The sequence below is a fragment of the Sphingomicrobium sp. genome, from assembly GCA_036563485.1.
Taxonomy (GTDB): Bacteria; Pseudomonadota; Alphaproteobacteria; order Sphingomonadales; family Sphingomonadaceae; genus Sphingomicrobium.
Map to the genome: position 1 here is coordinate 1189390 of DATCMI010000001.1, position 16410 is coordinate 1205799.

Annotated in this window: 14 protein-coding genes, 1 tRNA gene and 1 pseudogene; 7 read left to right on the forward strand and 9 right to left on the reverse strand. The window is 65.8% G+C overall.

The features are described 5' to 3' along the window. Positions 1-314 precede the first annotated feature (314 nt). Complete coding sequence (locus tag VIL42_06230; protein HEY8592448.1) at positions 315-1364, forward strand: POTRA domain-containing protein; 1050 nt, start codon at positions 315-317, stop codon at positions 1362-1364. Between the two features lie 15 nt (positions 1365-1379). Beyond that, positions 1380-1565: pseudogene (locus tag VIL42_06235) on the forward strand (CHAT domain-containing protein). A gap of 7 nt (positions 1566-1572) precedes the next feature. Here the strand turns inward: VIL42_06235 and VIL42_06240 are convergent. After that, a complete protein-coding gene (locus VIL42_06240; GenBank protein HEY8592449.1) occupies positions 1573-1827 on the reverse strand; it encodes a hypothetical protein in 255 nt (84 codons plus the stop codon). A 128-nt stretch (positions 1828-1955) separates the two neighbouring features. Between VIL42_06240 and VIL42_06245 the strand changes: the two genes are divergently transcribed. Next, the gene (locus tag VIL42_06245) at positions 1956-3401 is read left to right on the forward strand and encodes an AMP nucleosidase (GenBank protein ID HEY8592450.1); all 1446 of its coding nucleotides are present in this window, start codon (positions 1956-1958) and stop codon (positions 3399-3401) included. Here VIL42_06245 and VIL42_06250 read toward each other — a convergent pair. Continuing rightward, positions 3398-5092, reverse strand: coding sequence for a bifunctional metallophosphatase/5'-nucleotidase (locus VIL42_06250; protein HEY8592451.1), 1695 nt, complete (start codon positions 5090-5092; stop codon positions 3398-3400). The two genes, VIL42_06245 and VIL42_06250, sit on opposite strands and share 4 nt — an antisense overlap. After that, complete coding sequence (locus tag VIL42_06255; protein HEY8592452.1) at positions 5089-5952, reverse strand: S1/P1 nuclease; 864 nt, start codon at positions 5950-5952, stop codon at positions 5089-5091. Before VIL42_06255 ends, VIL42_06250 begins: the two co-directional genes overlap by 4 nt. A gap of 25 nt (positions 5953-5977) precedes the next feature. Here VIL42_06255 and cdd point away from each other — a divergent pair, with 25 nt between their 5' ends. Beyond that, positions 5978-6436: a cytidine deaminase gene (cdd, locus tag VIL42_06260; protein ID HEY8592453.1), complete on the forward strand. Its 459-nt coding sequence runs from the start codon at positions 5978-5980 to the stop codon at positions 6434-6436. Positions 6437-6605: 169 nt separating this feature from the next. On the opposite strand, the gene VIL42_06265 is transcribed toward cdd, so the two are convergent. Genes VIL42_06265 through VIL42_06285 form a run of 5 tightly spaced genes read right to left on the reverse strand, consistent with a single transcriptional unit; the run spans position 6606 to position 11260 of the window. Continuing rightward, positions 6606-7364, reverse strand: a complete 759-nt coding sequence (locus tag VIL42_06265; protein ID HEY8592454.1) for a hypothetical protein — start codon at positions 7362-7364, stop codon at positions 6606-6608. Positions 7365-7407: 43 nt separating this feature from the next. Continuing rightward, positions 7408-8355, reverse strand: a complete 948-nt coding sequence (locus tag VIL42_06270; protein HEY8592455.1) for a 2-oxoglutarate and iron-dependent oxygenase domain-containing protein — start codon at positions 8353-8355, stop codon at positions 7408-7410. A 9-nt stretch (positions 8356-8364) separates the two neighbouring features. Then, complete coding sequence (locus VIL42_06275) at positions 8365-9684, reverse strand: nucleoside transporter C-terminal domain-containing protein (GenBank protein HEY8592456.1); 1320 nt, start codon at positions 9682-9684, stop codon at positions 8365-8367. A gap of 14 nt (positions 9685-9698) precedes the next feature. Then, entirely contained in the window at positions 9699-10277 is a 579-nt protein-coding gene (locus VIL42_06280; protein ID HEY8592457.1) for a TIGR00730 family Rossman fold protein, read from the reverse strand. Further along, the gene (locus VIL42_06285; protein ID HEY8592458.1) at positions 10274-11260 is read right to left on the reverse strand and encodes an adenosine kinase; all 987 of its coding nucleotides are present in this window, start codon (positions 11258-11260) and stop codon (positions 10274-10276) included. The genes VIL42_06280 and VIL42_06285 overlap by 4 nt, the downstream gene beginning before the upstream one ends. 78 nt (positions 11261-11338) lie before the next feature. Here VIL42_06285 and VIL42_06290 point away from each other — a divergent pair, with 78 nt between their 5' ends. Both VIL42_06290 and VIL42_06295 read left to right on the forward strand, forming a co-directional pair. Continuing rightward, on the forward strand, positions 11339-12001 hold the full coding sequence (locus tag VIL42_06290; protein ID HEY8592459.1) for a queuosine precursor transporter: 663 nt from the start codon (positions 11339-11341) through the stop codon (positions 11999-12001). Positions 12002-12172: 171 nt separating this feature from the next. Then, a complete protein-coding gene (locus VIL42_06295; GenBank protein ID HEY8592460.1) occupies positions 12173-15673 on the forward strand; it encodes a TonB-dependent receptor in 3501 nt (1166 codons plus the stop codon). A gap of 78 nt (positions 15674-15751) precedes the next feature. On the opposite strand, the gene VIL42_06300 is transcribed toward VIL42_06295, so the two are convergent. After that, a tRNA-Ser gene (locus VIL42_06300) sits at positions 15752-15841 on the reverse strand. A 156-nt stretch (positions 15842-15997) separates the two neighbouring features. Here VIL42_06300 and hspQ point away from each other — a divergent pair. Next, entirely contained in the window at positions 15998-16327 is a 330-nt protein-coding gene (gene hspQ / locus VIL42_06305) for a heat shock protein HspQ (GenBank protein HEY8592461.1), read from the forward strand. Positions 16328-16410 lie beyond the last annotated feature (83 nt).

Consider the following 16410-nt stretch of genomic DNA (forward strand, 5'->3'; position numbering starts at 1 on the left):
CCGGCTCCAAGGCGAATTCCCGCGTCGGGACGGCCGACCGCCGCCGTGGCTTCAATCTCCGCTAATTTTGAGTTGCTGATCAGGAGGTAAATTGCTCTACTTTGGCACTTAATCGCGGATCCGACTCGGGGTTCGTGACGGGGAAGGGGGCACCCCGAAGTGACGTTCGGCTTTGTCGTGAATGGATGCACGCGCGCTCGCGTCGGGCGCGCGCAATTGCTCGTATCGGCCTTGCTGGTCGGCGCGCCTGGGGCGGCCGCCGCGCAATCGGCGACGCAGGTCATCCCCCCGACCCGCGAAGAAGTGGTCAGCCGATGTCGCCGCCGCTCGTCCGCCGCGCGCCGCGGCTCGATGTCGAAGGCGGGATCGAGCGGGCGCCCTGCGCACTGGATCGACCACAGTTTGCAACCATCCGCTTTGTGCTCCGCGGCGCGAGCTTTGATGGCCTTCAGGGGCTAAGCGCAGATCAGCTGTCGAACGCTTACGCAGCCTATGTCGGACGCGAGGTGCCGATCAGCATCGTCTGCGAGATTCGCGACCGCGCGGCGACCATGCTCCGCGACGCCGGCTATGTCGCTGCGGTCCAGGTGCCGGAGCAGAAGATTGCCGACGGAACGGTCGCATTCCGCGTGCTGATGGCGCGGCTGACCCAGGTCAGGGTGCGCGGGGACGCGAGCGGCGCGGAAAAGGTCATCGCCGGCTATCTGAACCACCTGACCAAGCGCCCCGTCTTCAACCGCTATGAAGCCGAGCGCTACCTGCTGCTGGCCAGCGATTTGCCGGGCTACAGCGCGCGGCTGACGCTGCGGCCGGCTGGTACGACTCCCGGTGAAGTCATCGGCGAGGTGACGGTCCAGCGGCAGCGCGCTTATGCGGACGCCAATATCCAGAACGGGGGATCGGACGAGCTCGGCCCGTGGGGCGCGTTGCTGCGAGGCCAGCTGTTCGGCCTCACAGGACTGGCAGACCGCACGTCCTTGTCGCTGTTCAGCACCGCGGACCTTCACGAGCAGCAGACGGTCCAGCTCGGCCACGACTTCCGCTTGGGATCGAGCGGGCTCAGCGCGTCGAATGTGTTCACTCATGCCTGGGCGCGGCCGTCCGGCGCGGGCGGGGACGTGCTTGCGCGGACTTTGCTCAACACCACCGAGCTTGGCTATCCGCTGATCCGCCGGCAGACGCAGACGCTGCGCGGTTCGGTCGGCCTGGACATCGTCAACCAGCAGGTGCGTCTCGACTCGCTCACGATTACGCGAGACCGGCTCCGCGTTAGTTTCCTTCGCCTCGGCGGGGATGTGGTGGCGCCCGACTTCGGCGGCATCGCCTTCTCGGAAGTCGAGCCGCGCGCCTCCGGCCTCGAGTAAGACACGACTCAGCGGCTCATGACCGGCTTGTTCTCGGCGCCGCCGGGCACAGCGACGGCCACAGCGTTGCGCATGTCGCAGCGCCACTTGATGGACGACGCGAATACGTCGCATCCCTTCTACTGGTCGGCTTTCGCTGCGGTCGGCGACGGGGAAATCCCGGTGATCCGCGCTCCGCAGCAGGTCGCGGCGGCGAAGTAAGCGGCGCTTATTGTTCCTGGTCGGGTTGCGGCTGCGCGCCGCCGCAGCGGCAACTGGTCACGCGGGCGATGCGGCGCGGCTTTGGCGTGCTCGTCTCGTCGGGCGTCGCTTCGGCGCGAACGTCGCTCGCCGACGCAAGGACGACGCGCGGGGTCGAAGCACCGCTTTGTTCCGGCTGACGCGGCGGCTGAACGGGCTCCGCGGCGATGGCGGCTCCGGCCATCGAAGCGGCAGCGGCTAGCAGCGCGAAACGAGCAACCATGACGGACTCCTCGACCGTTATTGCCCGTTGCTACGCGCCGACTGGTTACCGCGGCGCTTCGATGCGTGATTAACGGGTAACTGCCCGCCGCTGGTTGCAAGCCTCGCTCAATCGTTGCATCCGGGGTCATGTCACACACCAAGTCGATCGAAGGTGCGGTCGACCGCCTCGAAGAGATTTTCGACGAATCCGTTGCCAACCTTCGGGCCGCTGTCCGCGCCTACATCCGCGACGGGACCGTTCCCGACGTCGCCGCCCGCGAGGCGGGGGCCTTCGCTTACCCCGAGCTGCGGATCGAATATGACGGCAAGCTACCGCGTCCCGCGGTCACGCGCGCCTTTGCGCGGCTGACGCAACCGGGCATCTACGCCAGCAGCATTGCCCGGCCGCGGCTGTTCCGCGCCTATTTGACCGAGCAGCTCGAGCATCTCGTGCGCGATTATGGCGTCGAGATCTCCGTCGGCCGCTCACACAGCGAAATTCCTTATCCCTACGTGATCGAAGACAGCGGGATCGAGATCGGCGATGTGCGCGCCGCCGAGCTGTCGAGGCTCTTCCCGTCCAACGAGCTCGTCTACATCGGCGATGAAGTTGCCGACGGAACCTGGGAGCCGGGCGGCGTCCGCCCTCTCGCGCTGTTCGACGCGCCGCGCACCGACTTTAGCCTCGCGCGCCTGAAGCACTACACCGGGACGCCGGCGGAGCATTTCCAGCACTTCGTCCTGTTCACCAATTATGTCCGCTATGTCGACGAGTTCGTCCGCGTCGGCATTGCCGAGGTGCGGCGGCCGGGTTCGCGCTTCACGGCCTTGTCGGTTCCCGGCGCGCTGTTCGACCATGGCGAGCTTGCCGACGCGGAAGAGCAGATTGCCGCGGGCCAGTGGCGGCGGCACCAGATGCCAGCCTACCATCTGATGGCGGAAGGCGGCACAGGCATCACCCTGGTCAACATCGGAGTCGGACCGTCGAACGCCAAGACGATCTGCGACCATGTCGCGGTGCTTCGGCCGCAGGTCTGGTTGATGATCGGCCATTGCGGCGGCCTTCGCCCGAGCCAGACAATCGGCGACTATGTGCTCGCTCACGCCTATCTGCGCGATGATCATGTGCTCGACGACGTGCTGCCGCCGGAAATCCCGTTGCCGGCGATCGCCGAAGTCCAGCAGGCGCTGTTCCGTGCCGCGCTGACGGTTACCGGCGAGGATGAGGAAAGCGTCAAGCTGCGCCTGCGCACCGGAACGGTCGTGACCACCGACGACCGCAATTGGGAGCTTCGCTACGCGGCCTCGGCGCTTCGTTTCGACCAGAGCCGCGCGGTCGCCATCGACATGGAATCGGCAACCGTCGCGGCGCAGGGCTATCGCTTCCGCGTGCCCTATGGGACTTTGCTATGCGTGTCCGACAAGCCCCTCCACGGCGAGCTTAAATTGCCGGGCCAGGCGAACGCCTTTTACGAACGGGCGATCAGCCAGCATTTGCGCATCGGCGTCGAGGCGCTCGGGCTGCTCGAGGGCGAAGGCGAGGGCCTCCACAGCCGCAAGCTGCGCAGCTTCGACGAACCGCCGCTCCGCTAGCGAAGCGTAATCCGATCAGCTTTCGGCGGCGTGCGGCCGTCCGCAATCCAGGCGAGCATCGCGTCGATATCGATGATCCCCGGGTCGCTGACGTCCGTGCCGGCGGTGAAGCCGCTCAGCCCGTCGCCACCTGAAGCCAGGAAATTGTTCACGACGACGCGATAGTTCGCCTGGGGCTGGATCGCCTTGCCGTTCAGGCGCAGCTGGGAGACGCGGCTGCCTTCCGGCTGCTTCATGTCGACTGCGTAGGTGAAGCCAGACGATGGGGCGAGCGCCGCTGGGCGGTTGAAGCCGGGGCGAACCCGCGCCGCATATTGCTGCTCCAGCACCCGCTTCAGCTGTTCGCCCGTCAGGGTCATGACCAGCAAATTATTGCCGAACGGCATCATCGCGAACGCGTCCTTGTAGCGGACGTTCCCGGCCGGAAGATCGACGCGAATGCCGGTCGCGTTAACGAGCGCCAGCTGCGCACCGCCATCGCGCGCGTCGCGCGTCGCCGCCAGCATCGAATCGGCGATGAGGTCGGCGGCAGCGCTTTCGAAATCCTCGACGTCCCGCGGAGCGGCGGCCGAAAGCCGCCCGACAACCTTGCTGGCGACCGGTGCAATCGCCGCGGCATAGCGGCTGACCAGCGCAGTCTGTGCGGCGTCCTCGCCCTGCTCGCCGCCGCCGACGATTACGTTGCGCGCCGACTGGGCGACCAGGCGATGGGTTGCAGGATCGAACTGCAGCCGCAGGTCGGTGACGAAATAGCCGTTCTTGCCGGCGCTGGTCAGCAGCCGACCCGGTCCGGTCACCGGCGTGCCCTTGCACACGTAAGCCCAATGCGTGTGGCCGGACACGACGGTTGTGATCGCCGGATCAACCTTGGCAAGCACCGGCTCAATGTCGCCGCTGAACCCATCGCAGCCATTGCCGCTGGTGAATTTGCTGAGCTTTCCGCCTTGGTGGATTAGCAGCACGATCGCGTCGGCGCCCTGAGCCTTCAACTGCGGAACGAGCGCATTCGCCGTTGCTGCCTCATCGGCGAAGGTCAGGCCCTTCACGCCCGACGGCGTCACCAGCGTGCTCGTCTCCTTCAAGGTCATGCCGATGAATCCGATAGTAATCGGCCCCGCCGGCGTCTCGAAGCGCTTCAACCCGGTTCCGGGGAAGATCGTCGATCCGTCCGCCTGGCGGACATTGGCGGCGAGGTAGCGGAACTCGGCGCCGCGGAACGGCTCGACGGCGCACGGGATGCGGCGCGTGAACTTGGTGCAGCCGCCGTTCTGGATCCGCTTCAGCTCATCGGAGCCGCGGTCGAATTCGTGATTTCCCACTGCGTTGAACTCGACCTTCATCAGGTTCATCGCCGTGATGGTCGGTTCGTCGAGATAATAAGCGGAGATGAGCGGCGAGGCGCCGATCGAATCCCCTGCCGAGACCGTGACCGTGTTCGGCTTGCCCGACCGCAGGCGCGTGAGCGCTGTGCCGAGCCGTGCAACGCCGCCGGTCTGGACCTTGTTCTTGCTGCCGTCGTTCTGGACGATCTCGACGGGCGCCGGGGGCTCGAGATTGCCGTGAAGGTCGTTGATGGCGAGGATCTGCACTTCGACCGGAGCGGCCGGCGCGATCGGCGCGCGCACCTGCGTCACCGGCTGCGCCGCGCAACCCGCGAGGCCCAGCGCCAGCGCGATCCACAACCGCGTCACTTGCCCGCTTCTCCGGTTCCCAGCGGCTGCGGCTCGGCGAAGATAGCGTTGAGATAAGCGGCCAGCCGAACGCCGGCCTGGCTCAGCCTTTTCTCCATCACCGGCGTGTATTTGTAGAGATAGGAGTAGGATAGCTCGGGCAGCTCCTGCTCGGCCGCCTTACCTTTCTTGCGCGTCGCCTGCGGCTTGGGCGCGGGAACCTTGGGGTAGATGGTTTCGCGGACCTGCGCGCTTTCGCTGATCCAGTCGCGCGGGTTGATGTCCCACCAGGCGACCACATCCTCACTGCTGGTATGGCGGCGCAGCTGCTCGGCATATTCGGTGAACGACAATTGCTGGTCGTCGACCATCTGCGAGTCCCAGACGGAATGGAGGTTGGTGGGCTTGCCGAACCATTTAACCTTGATGTCATTGCCGCCGCGGTCGCAGCATTTGCCGACGTGCAGCGGCTGGTGAAGGTCGCCGACCAGGTGAACGATGAAGCGTAGTGCGAGCTGCTTGTCGGCGCGGCTCGCGTTCGGGTCCTTGAGCGTAGCGGTGAAGCGCTGCAGCGCCTCCAGTGCATTGCCTTCCGACGGCGCGTGGTCGTAGATGATCCCGTTGAGAGTCACATAGTGCCAGGGCGTCGAGGTCTTCTGCCAGAAAGGCGCGGGGTCGGACCGCATCCAGTCCGGCCAGTTCGCCGCTTCGTCGAGCGATTCTCCGGGCCCAAGGATCTGCTCGACATGAGCGCGGGCGAGGCCCGACAGCTGCCGGTCCGCAAGCGAGGCGACGACGCGGTGTCCGGTCTTGCCCCAGGCGAAAGCGGGGGCAGGGAGGGCTGCAGCCGCCAAGGCGGCGGCAATGAAGAATCTACGCATGCGAATCGGCGCTCTGTTGTTCGGCATGGCTGGCGCATGCCCTCTGCGGCCGTTTAAGGACAAGAGCATGACGGACGATGAACTGATCGGCCTTGCCCGCCAAGCTTCCGCAAAGGCCTATGCGCCTTATTCCAAATTCAATGTCGGCTGCGCCGTCGAAAGCGCCGGCGGCGAGGTCGTGACCGGCGCCAACATGGAGAACGCCTGTTATCGTCTGGGCATCTGTGCGGAACAGAGCGCGCTTAGTGCCGCGCAGCACAGCTTCGGCATCGATCAGGTCGCGCGCATCGCGGTGGTGGGCGGCGACGGGGATATGGTCTGCACTCCGTGCGGCGGCTGCCGCCAGGCGATCCTCGAGGCGGCGCAACTGAGCGGCCGCGACGTCGAAATCATCTGCTCGAGCGGCGACGGCTCTTCGGTCGAACGTCATCGCATCAACGCTCTGATTCCCAACGGATTCGGACCGGCGAACCTGGCCGGCTAAACTCGGGCCCCGGCTGGCCTCCTCGCGAATCTTCGCGGTGACGGCGGGGGAATGCGAAGATTGGCGGCCCCCGCAAAAGAGCCGATTCACCCGCAAGGCATGCGGTGACGGTGAAGCATGAAAGGGTCCATGTAGGACAGCGGTTTCTCCGGGGGCCGCCAGGATTTGGCTAGGCGGGGAGGAGCCGCCGCTCCAGCTCGGCAATGATCCTCTCGCCATAATGGCGATTGGCGTGAGCGCCGCCGATGTGGAATTGCTCGCGAAGGAAGCCGCCCTCCACGGTGCCAGGCGGCGGCATCATCACTTCGATGCCGCGCTTGGTGCAGAATTTGTGCACGATGCTCGTCTGCAATGCCCAAAGCTTCCGGCGAAGGGCCGGCGGCGACACGCCCCGGCTGTGAATGCCGCCTTCGGCGAAAAAGCTCTCAAACCGCCTGGCGATGCGCGCGCCGTTTTCGATTGGCGGCGGCGCGACGATGTGCAGGACGCGAGCAGACGTGCCAGTGCGCATCGCTTCAAGCGCCGCACCGTCCCCGTGGATGTGCAGGCCTTCGCCCTCGAAACCGTCGAGGACGGCCTCGGTAAGGAAGGCGCGAAGCGCGTGAAACGGGATGATCTCCACGTCCTCGCCCGATCGGGCGGCTTCCCGAGGCAGGTAGAAGTCGAACGGCTGCGGATGCTGGATTGTACCGAACATTGCGTAATGGCTGCCGCCGACCATCGAGAGGACGATGTCGTCCGGAGCAAGTGCAGCGATGCGGTGAAGGAAGGCATCGAAGCTGATGTCGCCGATCTGCTTTCCATCCTTCAGCTTGCTGCGCCGAAATCCCTCGATCGGAACGGGTCGGCCCTGCTCGCGGCGCAATTCGAGAGCCTCTATTACGGCGATGCTGTGGCTGTCGCCGAACAGCAGAAGCCTCGGCTTCACCCTCTCATCCGGTGCAGGGACGCTCAATGCGGGGGCCCGCACGCTAGGTGAGCTTAATCTCGCGGAGCCGCTCCTGGAGATAGTCGTCAGCGGTGATCGGCGCCCATTTCGGCGCTTCGCCGGCAGGCACGGTGCCGGGCAGCGGTTCGATCAGGAAGTCGCTGCGGAAATGGAGAAAGAAGGGCATCGAATAGCGCGCCTTGCTTGCGCGGTCCGGCGCCGGGTTGACGACGCGGTGCGAAGTGGAGCGGAGCAAGCCGTTGGTCAGCCGCTGAAGCATGTCGCCGATGTTGATGACCATCTGCCCCGGCTCGGGCGACACCGGGATCCAGCGGCCGTCCTTTGTCAGTAGCTCGAGCCCCGCTTCCTCGGCGCCGAGAAGCAAGGTGATCGCATTGATGTCCTCATGCGCGCCGGCGCGGATATGCTCGCCCGTCGGCTCCTTCTGCGGCGGATAATGGAGCAGGCGGAGCACCGAATTGCCGTCGCGCACCGCGTCCTCGAAAAAGCTTTCGTCCACTTGAAGGTAACGGGCGATCGCCTTGAGGATGCGCAAACCCGCGCGGTCGAAGGTCGCGTACAATTCGGTGAAGGTGTCGCGGAAGCTCGGCACTTCCGCGGGCCAGACATTGTCCGGCATATGGTCGCGGAAGCGATGACCTTCGGCGAGGTCGCGGCCGACGTGCCAGAATTCCTTGAGGTCGTGCGCCTTGTGGCCCTTGGCCGTCTCGATCCCGAAGGGCGTATAGCCGCGCGCCCCGCCGCCCCCTGCGATGTGATAATTGCGCTTCACCTCTTCGGAGAGCGCGAAGAAGGCTTTCGACTTTTCCTCGGCGCGAGCGATCAGATCGTCGGGAATGCCGTGGTCAGCGATAACCGCGAATCCATATTCCTCGAAGCTGCGCCCAAGCTTGTCGGCGAACGCATCCGGGTCGCGGCCTTCGTCGGCGAGCGACACCGAGGCGATGTCGTCTTTCATGATCGTCGTCATGCCGCCCGCTTACGCCGGTAGCATCAGCCCCGCCAGCGCCGCGCTCATCAAATTGGCAAGGCTGCCGCCGAGCAAAGCGCGAAGGCCGAGCCGCGCGATCACCGGCCGCTGGTTCGGCGCCAGCCCGCCGGTGACTGCCATCTGGATCGCGATCGAGCTGAAATTGGCAAAGCCGCACAGGGCAAAGGTGATCATCGCCCGGGTCCGCTCGCTAAGCGCGCCAGGGTTCATGGCGCCGAGATCGATGAATGCAACGAATTCATTGAGCACGATCTTGGTGCCGAACAGGCCGCCGGCGGCGCCCGCCTCCGTCCACGGCACGCCGATCAGATACATGACAGGCTGAAACGCGAGGCCGACGAGGCGCTGGAAGCTCAAGTCGGGGATGCCGACGAGATTGCCGAGGCCGCCGAGCAGGCCGTTGGCGAGCGCGACCAGCGCGACGAAGGCCAGCACCATGGCGCCGACCGCGACCGCGAGCTTGACGCCGGTCTGCGCGCCCTGGGCAGCGGCCATGATGATATTAGCCGGCCGCTCGCCTTCCTCGAAGGTTTCGGCGAGTTGGACCCGCTGTCCGGGATTGTCCTCCGGCAGCAGGTCGGCGGGGCCTTCGCCGCTGATGCGCGATTCCGGCAGCTCGATGTGCGCCGGCTCCGGCGTATCGTCGTCGACATCCGGCATGATGATCTTGGCCATCAGGATGCCGCCCGGCGCCGACATGAAAGCCGCGGCGAGCAAATAAGGCAGGTAGCGTTCGCCGAGCAGCGCCGCATAGGCAGCGAGGATGGTGCCGGCCACTCCGGCCATGCCGACCGTCATCAGCGTGAACAGCCGCGCCGGCGGAAGCGCGGCGAGATAGGGGCGCACGACGAGCGGCGATTCGGACTGGCCGACGAAGATGTTGGCAGCTGCGCCGAGCGCTTCGACCCGGCCGATCCCGGTGATCCAGCCGATGGCGCCGCCGACCCAGCGCACGATCCGCTGCATGATCCCGAGATAGTAAAGAATCGAGACGAGCGCCGCGAAGAAGATGATCACCGGCAAAGCGGCGATCGCGAAAGTGTTGGCCAGCGGGTTGTTGGCAGTCGGGCCGAACAGGAATTCGGTGCCCTTGCCGGCATAGCCGAGGAGGTTGGAGACGCCGGTCGCCAGCGTTTCGATCACCGCGCGCCCGCCGCTGGTGTAGAGCACCAGAAAGGCGACGAACGCCTGCAGCGCGAAGGCTGCGCCGACCACGCGCGGTCGGATCGCCCGCCGGTTCGACGACGCCAGGAATGCGATGCCCAGAATGACGATGATGCCGGCAATGCCGAGCCACTTGCTGTTCAACTTCCGTCCCCGCCCTAAAGAACCATGCCCTGAGTAGCGTTCGCAGCGGCTTCGTCCAGCAATTGCAGCGCTTCTTGCGGGGTCGTCGCGACCAGGAGCTGGGCGCGGCGGGAGGGCGACATGAAGCCGCTTTCAGCCGCATGGTCGATGAACTCGATCAGCCCGTCCCAATAGCCTCCGACGTTGAGCAGGCAGAAGGGCTTGGAATGATAGCCGAGCGCGTTCCAGCTCCACGCTTCGAACAGTTCGTCAAGCGTGCCGATGCCGCCCGGCAAGGCGAGGAAGGCGTCGGCGAGGTCGGTCATCTTCGCCTTGCGTTCGTGCATGCTGGTGACGACGTGAAGCTCGGTGAGGCGCGGGTGGGCGACTTCGATGTCGACGAGCGCCTGCGGGATGACGCCATAGGCCTTGCCGCCGCGGTCCAGCACTTCGTCGGCGACCAGGCCCATGAGCCCGAGCCGGCCGCCGCCGTAGACGAGGTCGACGCTTTGTTCGGCCATCGCCGCCGCAGTGGCTTTGGTGGCATCCGCGAACACCGGGTCGCTGCCCATCGCCGAGCCGCAATAAACGGCAAGCTGGCGGAGGTTCTTCACAGGCCGACCACCTGGCGGAGGTCTCGTTCCGGGCGGGCACCGAAGTGCGAGATGACTTCCGCTGCGGCCGCTCCGCCGGCGTTCAGGCATTGCTTCAGCCCGCGGCCGCGCAACCGAGCGGCGAGGAAGCCCGCCGCGAACTGGTCGCCGGCGCCGGTCGTATCGACAATGGCGGCGACCTGCTGGGCCGCCACCTCGACCCGTTCGCCGCCCTCCGCTGCGGCCGCGCCATTAGCGCCGCAGGTGATCACGATCGTTCCGACTTTGCCGGCCAGCGCCTCGAAGCAGCCGGCGACCGACGTCGCGCCGCTGAGGTGGCGCATCTCTTCTTCGTTGCCGAACAGGATGTCGACGACGCCGCCTTCGACCATGCCGAGCACGCCGTTGCGGCGGTCGCCGATGCACAGGCTCTCCGACAGAGTGAACGCGACGGTTCGGCCCGCCGAATGGGCGATTTCGGCGGCACGCAGCATAGCCGCGCGCGGCCGCTCGGGCCCCCACAAATAACCTTCGAGGAAAGTGATGGCGGCGGAGCGGATGACGTCCGGATCGAGGCTGGAGACGGTCAGCTCGTGGCTGGCGCCGGGACAGGTGTTCATCGTCCGCTGCGCATCCGGCGTGACGAGGATCAGGCAGGTGCCGGTCGGCGGCGGCCCGGGGATGGCAGGCGTCGAAAAGTCGACCCCGAGCGCGCGCATGTCATGGGCGAAGATGGCGCCGAGCTGATCGTCGGCGACCTGGCCGACGAACGCCGCGCGGAGCCCCATTGCCGCCGCGCCGGCCATGCTGTTGGCCGCCGACCCGCCGCTGCTCTCACGCGCCGGACCCATGGAGCGGTACAGGTCTTCCGCCTGGTCCGGGGTGAGCAGCCGCATCGAGCCCTTGTCGAAGCCGCGCGCGGCAAGGAATGAGTCGTCGCAGGTCGCGATGACGTCGACGATCGCGTCGCCGATCGCGACAAGGTCAAGCTTTGCGGAATTCACGAGCGCGAGCGCTACCCGCGCGCGGCGATATCGGTCAACGGCGGTTGCGCAGTTCGCTGAACCGGTTAGCACCGGGACATGGCTTCAGGAAAAACGCTCCCGCTCTCGCTCTTCGCCTTCGCCGTCTTCTACGGCGGCATGGTCTGTATCGCCGGCGTGCTCGGCAACAAGCAGGTGGCGCTGGGGCCGCTGGCGGTCGAGGCGGGGATCTTCGCTTTCCTGCTGCTGGTCGTCACCTCAAGCGCTGTCGCCGAGCTTCATGGGCGTTCCACCGCGAATCGGATGGTGCTGTTTGGCTTCGTGCCGCTGCTGATGTCGCTGGCCTTGACCCTGGTGGTCCTTGGCCTTCCCGCATCGCCGCAGATGGAGGCCGAGCGCCTCTCCGCCTTCGAGTTGATGATGAGCGGCACGCCGCGCATCTGGCTCGGCGGGATCATCGCCTACGGCATCTCGACCCTGCTCAACGTCACGATCTTCACGAGGCTCAAGGCCCGCGAGGGCGGCGGCCTGCTGTGGCTGCGCTCCGGCATCGCCAGCGTGCTCAGCCAGGTCGTGGACACGTTGATCTTCATCACCGTCGCCTTCTACGGGGTCTTCCCGGTCGGCGAACTGCTGCTTGGCCAGATGCTTGCGAAGGTTGTGCTGTCCGCGGTGCTGGTGCCGCCGCTGGTTTACCTGATGGTATGGCTCGGCAACCGGCTCGATAGTGACGGCAACGGCGCACGCGCGGCCCACGACTAGGTTCCCGGCGAACAGCCGTTATCCCCAGAAAATTGAGCAGTGTGGCTGCTCCGCAACAACCCGAATCGGAATCCGCTGCTAAGGCTCGCCCCGTAATATTAGTGACTTGGAAGCCGCCTAGCGGCCCCGCATCCGCTTAAATATCCAACTCGACTCGGGGGAGTTCTTTCCGTGAAGACATCTACGCTGCTGCGCTCCTGTGCGGCTCTCGCTTTTGCCGTTTCCGCAACCACGGTCATTCCGGGGTCCGCCTTCGCACAGCAGATCACCAGCTCCATCACCGGTCAGGTGACCAATGCGGCGGGTGCGCCGGCTGCGGGCGCCGAAGTCGTCATCACCGACACGCGCACCGGCGCTTCGCGGACGATCACCACGGACGAGGGTGGCCGCTTCAACGCGACGGGCCTGACGACCGGCGGTCCCTACACCATTACCGCGACCGCGAACGGCCTGCAGGGCCAGACGGTCCAGGGCATCCAGACGACCCTCCAGGGCCCGACGCAGCTCACCTTCGCTCTGACCCCCGCTGCGGCGGGCGACAGCGCCGGCGCGATCGTCGTCACTGCTCAGCGCGTCCGCGCGACCCAGCTCGAGATCGGCCCCGGCACCTCGTTCAGCCAGGAAGTCATGCAGGCTGCGCCGACGTTCGACCGTGACATCCGCGACATCATCAAGCAGGACCCGCGCGTCACGCTCGACCGCCAGGACGTCGCTGCCGGCGGTTCCGGTTCCGACCGCATCTCCTGCCTCGGCGGCAACGACCGCTTCAACACCTTTACGGTGGACGGCATCCCGCAGAGCGACATCTACGGCCTTAACGAAACGGGCTTCTCGTCGCGCAGCTCGACTCCGGTGCCGTACAACGCGGTCCGCGAAACGCAGATCCAGTTCGCGCCGTTCGACGTCGAATATGGCCAGTTCACCGGCTGCGCCATCAACGTCGTTACCCGCTCGGGCTCCAACCGCTTCCATGGCGGCGGCTATTACGAGTTCACCAACGACGGCCTGCGCGGCAACACGGTCGCCGGCCGCGACGTTCCCGAAATCCAGCCCGACCGCCGATGGGGCGTCTCGCTGGGCGGACCGATCTGGCGCGACCGCCTGTTCTTCTTCGGCGCTTATGAAAAGCAGAAGTCCGGCCAGGCGCAGGACGACGGTCCGACCGGTGCCGGCTACGCCAATGAGATCGCCGGCGTGAGCGTCACGCAGTTCAACGAAATCGCGGACGTTCTGCGGACGGTCTACAACATCGACCCGGGCCCGCTGGTTTCGACCCGTCCGTTCAGCAACAAGCGGCTGTTCGGCCGCGTCGATGCGCAGATCACCGACGACCATCGTCTCGAGCTGACGCACCAGCGGCTGAAGGAAAGCAGCGTCCGCACCGACGACTTCAACACCAACAACAATGTCGTCACCGGTTTGAACAGCTTCTACACCAGCGGCACCAACTCGCGTTATTCCTCCGCTCGCCTCTATTCGAACTGGACCGATCGGCTCTCGACGCAGCTGAGCTTCGCCCGGTCGAACATCCGCGACCTCCAGGATCCGGTCGGTGGCGGCGACGCCTTCTCGGAAAACCCGGTCCCGCGCATCGTCGTCGGCGTCGACAATCCGGGCAGCGCGACGGACGGTACCGTGGTCGCAGGACCCGGCTTCTCCCGCTCGGCGAACGACCTTCGCACCAAGCTCAACCAGTATAAGGCGGTCGCCAACTGGGATGCCGGTGCACACAAGCTGAAGTTCGGCTTCGAGCTCAACAAGGCCGACCTGTTCAACGTCTTCGTGCAGCAGGCCACCGGCACGCTGGTGTTCCGCAACATCAACGACCTCAAGGCGGGCCTGCTCTCGCCGGGTGCGTCGACCAGCAATCCGATCGCCAGCGTGACCATCCCCGGCACCGCCGCGGGTGCGGCGATCCAGGCGACGGCGTCGGGCGATATTCGTGACGGCGGCGCGGAGTTCAGCCGCTCGATCTATTCGCTCTATGCGCAGGACGACTGGCAGGTCAGCGACGCGTTCAAGCTCGTCGGCGGCGTGCGCGTCGATTGGCTCACGGGCGACCGGCCGAAGCTCAACGAGAATTTCGTCAAGCGCTACGGCTTCGGCAACGATTTCGGGTTCAGCGACCTCGACCCCGTCGTCCTTCCGCGCATCGGCTTCACCTACAACTTGCCGGAAATGGGCGTCCTGCGCCGCAGCAAGGTCCAGGGCGGTGTCGGCATCTTCTCGGGCGGCGATCCGCTCGTGTGGTTCGGCAACGTGTTCCAGAACAACGGCCAGGCCTTCGCCCAGGCGGCGAGCGGCGCCGGCAACGGCACGACTTGCCCCGCGGGCCAGATCGACGTCGTCGTCAACGGCCAGTTCACCGGCTTCCCGCAGTGCGTCGTCGACGCGGCGCAGGCGACCGCGGCCAAGGGCACCGGCTTCACCCAGGCGGTGGATCCGAACCTCAAGCTCGGCACCGTGTGGCGCGCCAACATCGGCTATTCGACCGGGGTCGACTTCAACGACACCGCCTTCGGCCGCGGCTGGCAGCTGAACCTCGATTACATCTACAGCCAGTACAAGAACCCGTTCACGATCGCCGACCTGTCGCAGGCCGTCGATCCGTCCAAGGGTCTCAACGGCTACACCGTCGACGGCCGTCCGATCTATTCGACGATCGACCCGCTTCGCGCGGGTTGCGCGGCGACCCTGGTCGGGATCACGCCAACTCCGATCTACGAAGGCGTGACTGCAGCCTGTTTCCAGACCGGTACCCGCGGCGAATATGTCCTGACCAACGCAGGCGATTACCGCACGCACGTCGCGTCGGCGATCGTCACCAAGCGCTTCGACAGCGGCATCTTCACGCCGGGCGGATCGAGCTACTTCACCTTCGGTTACGCATACACGAACGCGCATGATAACCGGAACATGTACAACTCGACCGCCGGTTCAAACTACAACGTCACGGCCGTGTTCGACCGGCAGGATCCGGCACCGTCACGAAGCTTCTACGAGAGCCGGCACAACGTCACGCTGTCGGGCAACTTCAAGGAGAAGTTCTTCGGCGATCTCGCGACCTCGGTCGGCTTCACCTACGTCGGCCGCTCGGGCCGTCCGTACAGCCTGACCTTCTCGGGCTCGGGCGTGTTCAACGCGAACCAGAGCAGCAGCACCAACGGCAACCTGGTTTACCTGCCGACCGGCATCGACGACCCGAACCTGTCGCCAACGTCGAACAAGGCGGCCGTCGCGCGCCTGGTCGCGTTCGCCGACACCATCGGTTGCGCGAAGAAGTATCGCGGCAGGACGGTTCCGCGGAACACCTGCAACAACAATTGGTACAACGACCTCGACCTCCGCTTCGCCCAGGAGCTTCCCGGACCGGGAGCGCTGCTCGGCCGGCCGGCGGGGATGAAGGACAAGCTGACCGCCTATGTGGTGTTCAACAACTTCTTCAACTTCCTGAACGAGAACGCCAACGTGAACCGTCGGCGTGACTTCGGCGGGCGCCAGGAGATCGTCGGCATCAGTGGTGTCGATGCCCAGGGCCGCTACATCATCAGCAACTCGAACCCGCTGAACCCCAGCGCGACCACGGGGCTGACGCCGTACCAGACGGCCAACACGATCAACACCACCACCTCAGTGTGGCAGGTGAAGCTCGGCCTCAGCTACGACTTCTAAGCCGAAGCGAAGCAAGAAAAGGAGGGCGCTCGCAGCGATGCGGGCGCCCTTTTTTGTGCGTCGGTCAGGATGAGGAAGTGGCGGAGAGGGTGGGATTCGAACCCACGGTACGGTTGCCCGCACGCCGCATTTCGAGTGCGGTGCTTTCGACCACTCAGCCACCTCTCCGCGATGAGACCTGGGGTGCTGCCCGCGGCATGCGCGGCTGGTCGCGGCGGGGCTCTAGCAGGGGGCCTATCCCTTGCCTAGATGGCAGCCGCGCCTAGATTGTCGTTCATGAGCCCATTTGAACCGCTCGGACGTTCCCCCGCCATGGCCCAGAAGATGGACATGCCCCTGGCCCGCTTCGCGATCGGCGACGTCGTCCGTCACAAGATGTTCGACTTCCGCGGCGTGATCTTCGACGTCGACCCGTTCTTCGCAAACACCGAGGAATGGTACGAGGCGATCCCGGAGCCGCTACGCCCGTCGAAGGACCAGCCCTTCTACCACCTGCTCGCCGAGAATGAGGAGAGCAGCTACGTCGCTTATGTCAGCCAGCAGAACCTGGTTGCTGACGATAGCGACGACCCGATTGACCATCCGGCCCTGGCGTCGATGTTCGACGGGATCGAGGGCGGCCGGTACCAGCTCCGCCCGGAGCACCGCCACTAGGGCGATGGGCCCTCAAGCGGTTGACACCTGCGCCCCTGTCCCATAGGCGGCACGCTTTCGCGCACGCCCTCGCGGGAGCCGTT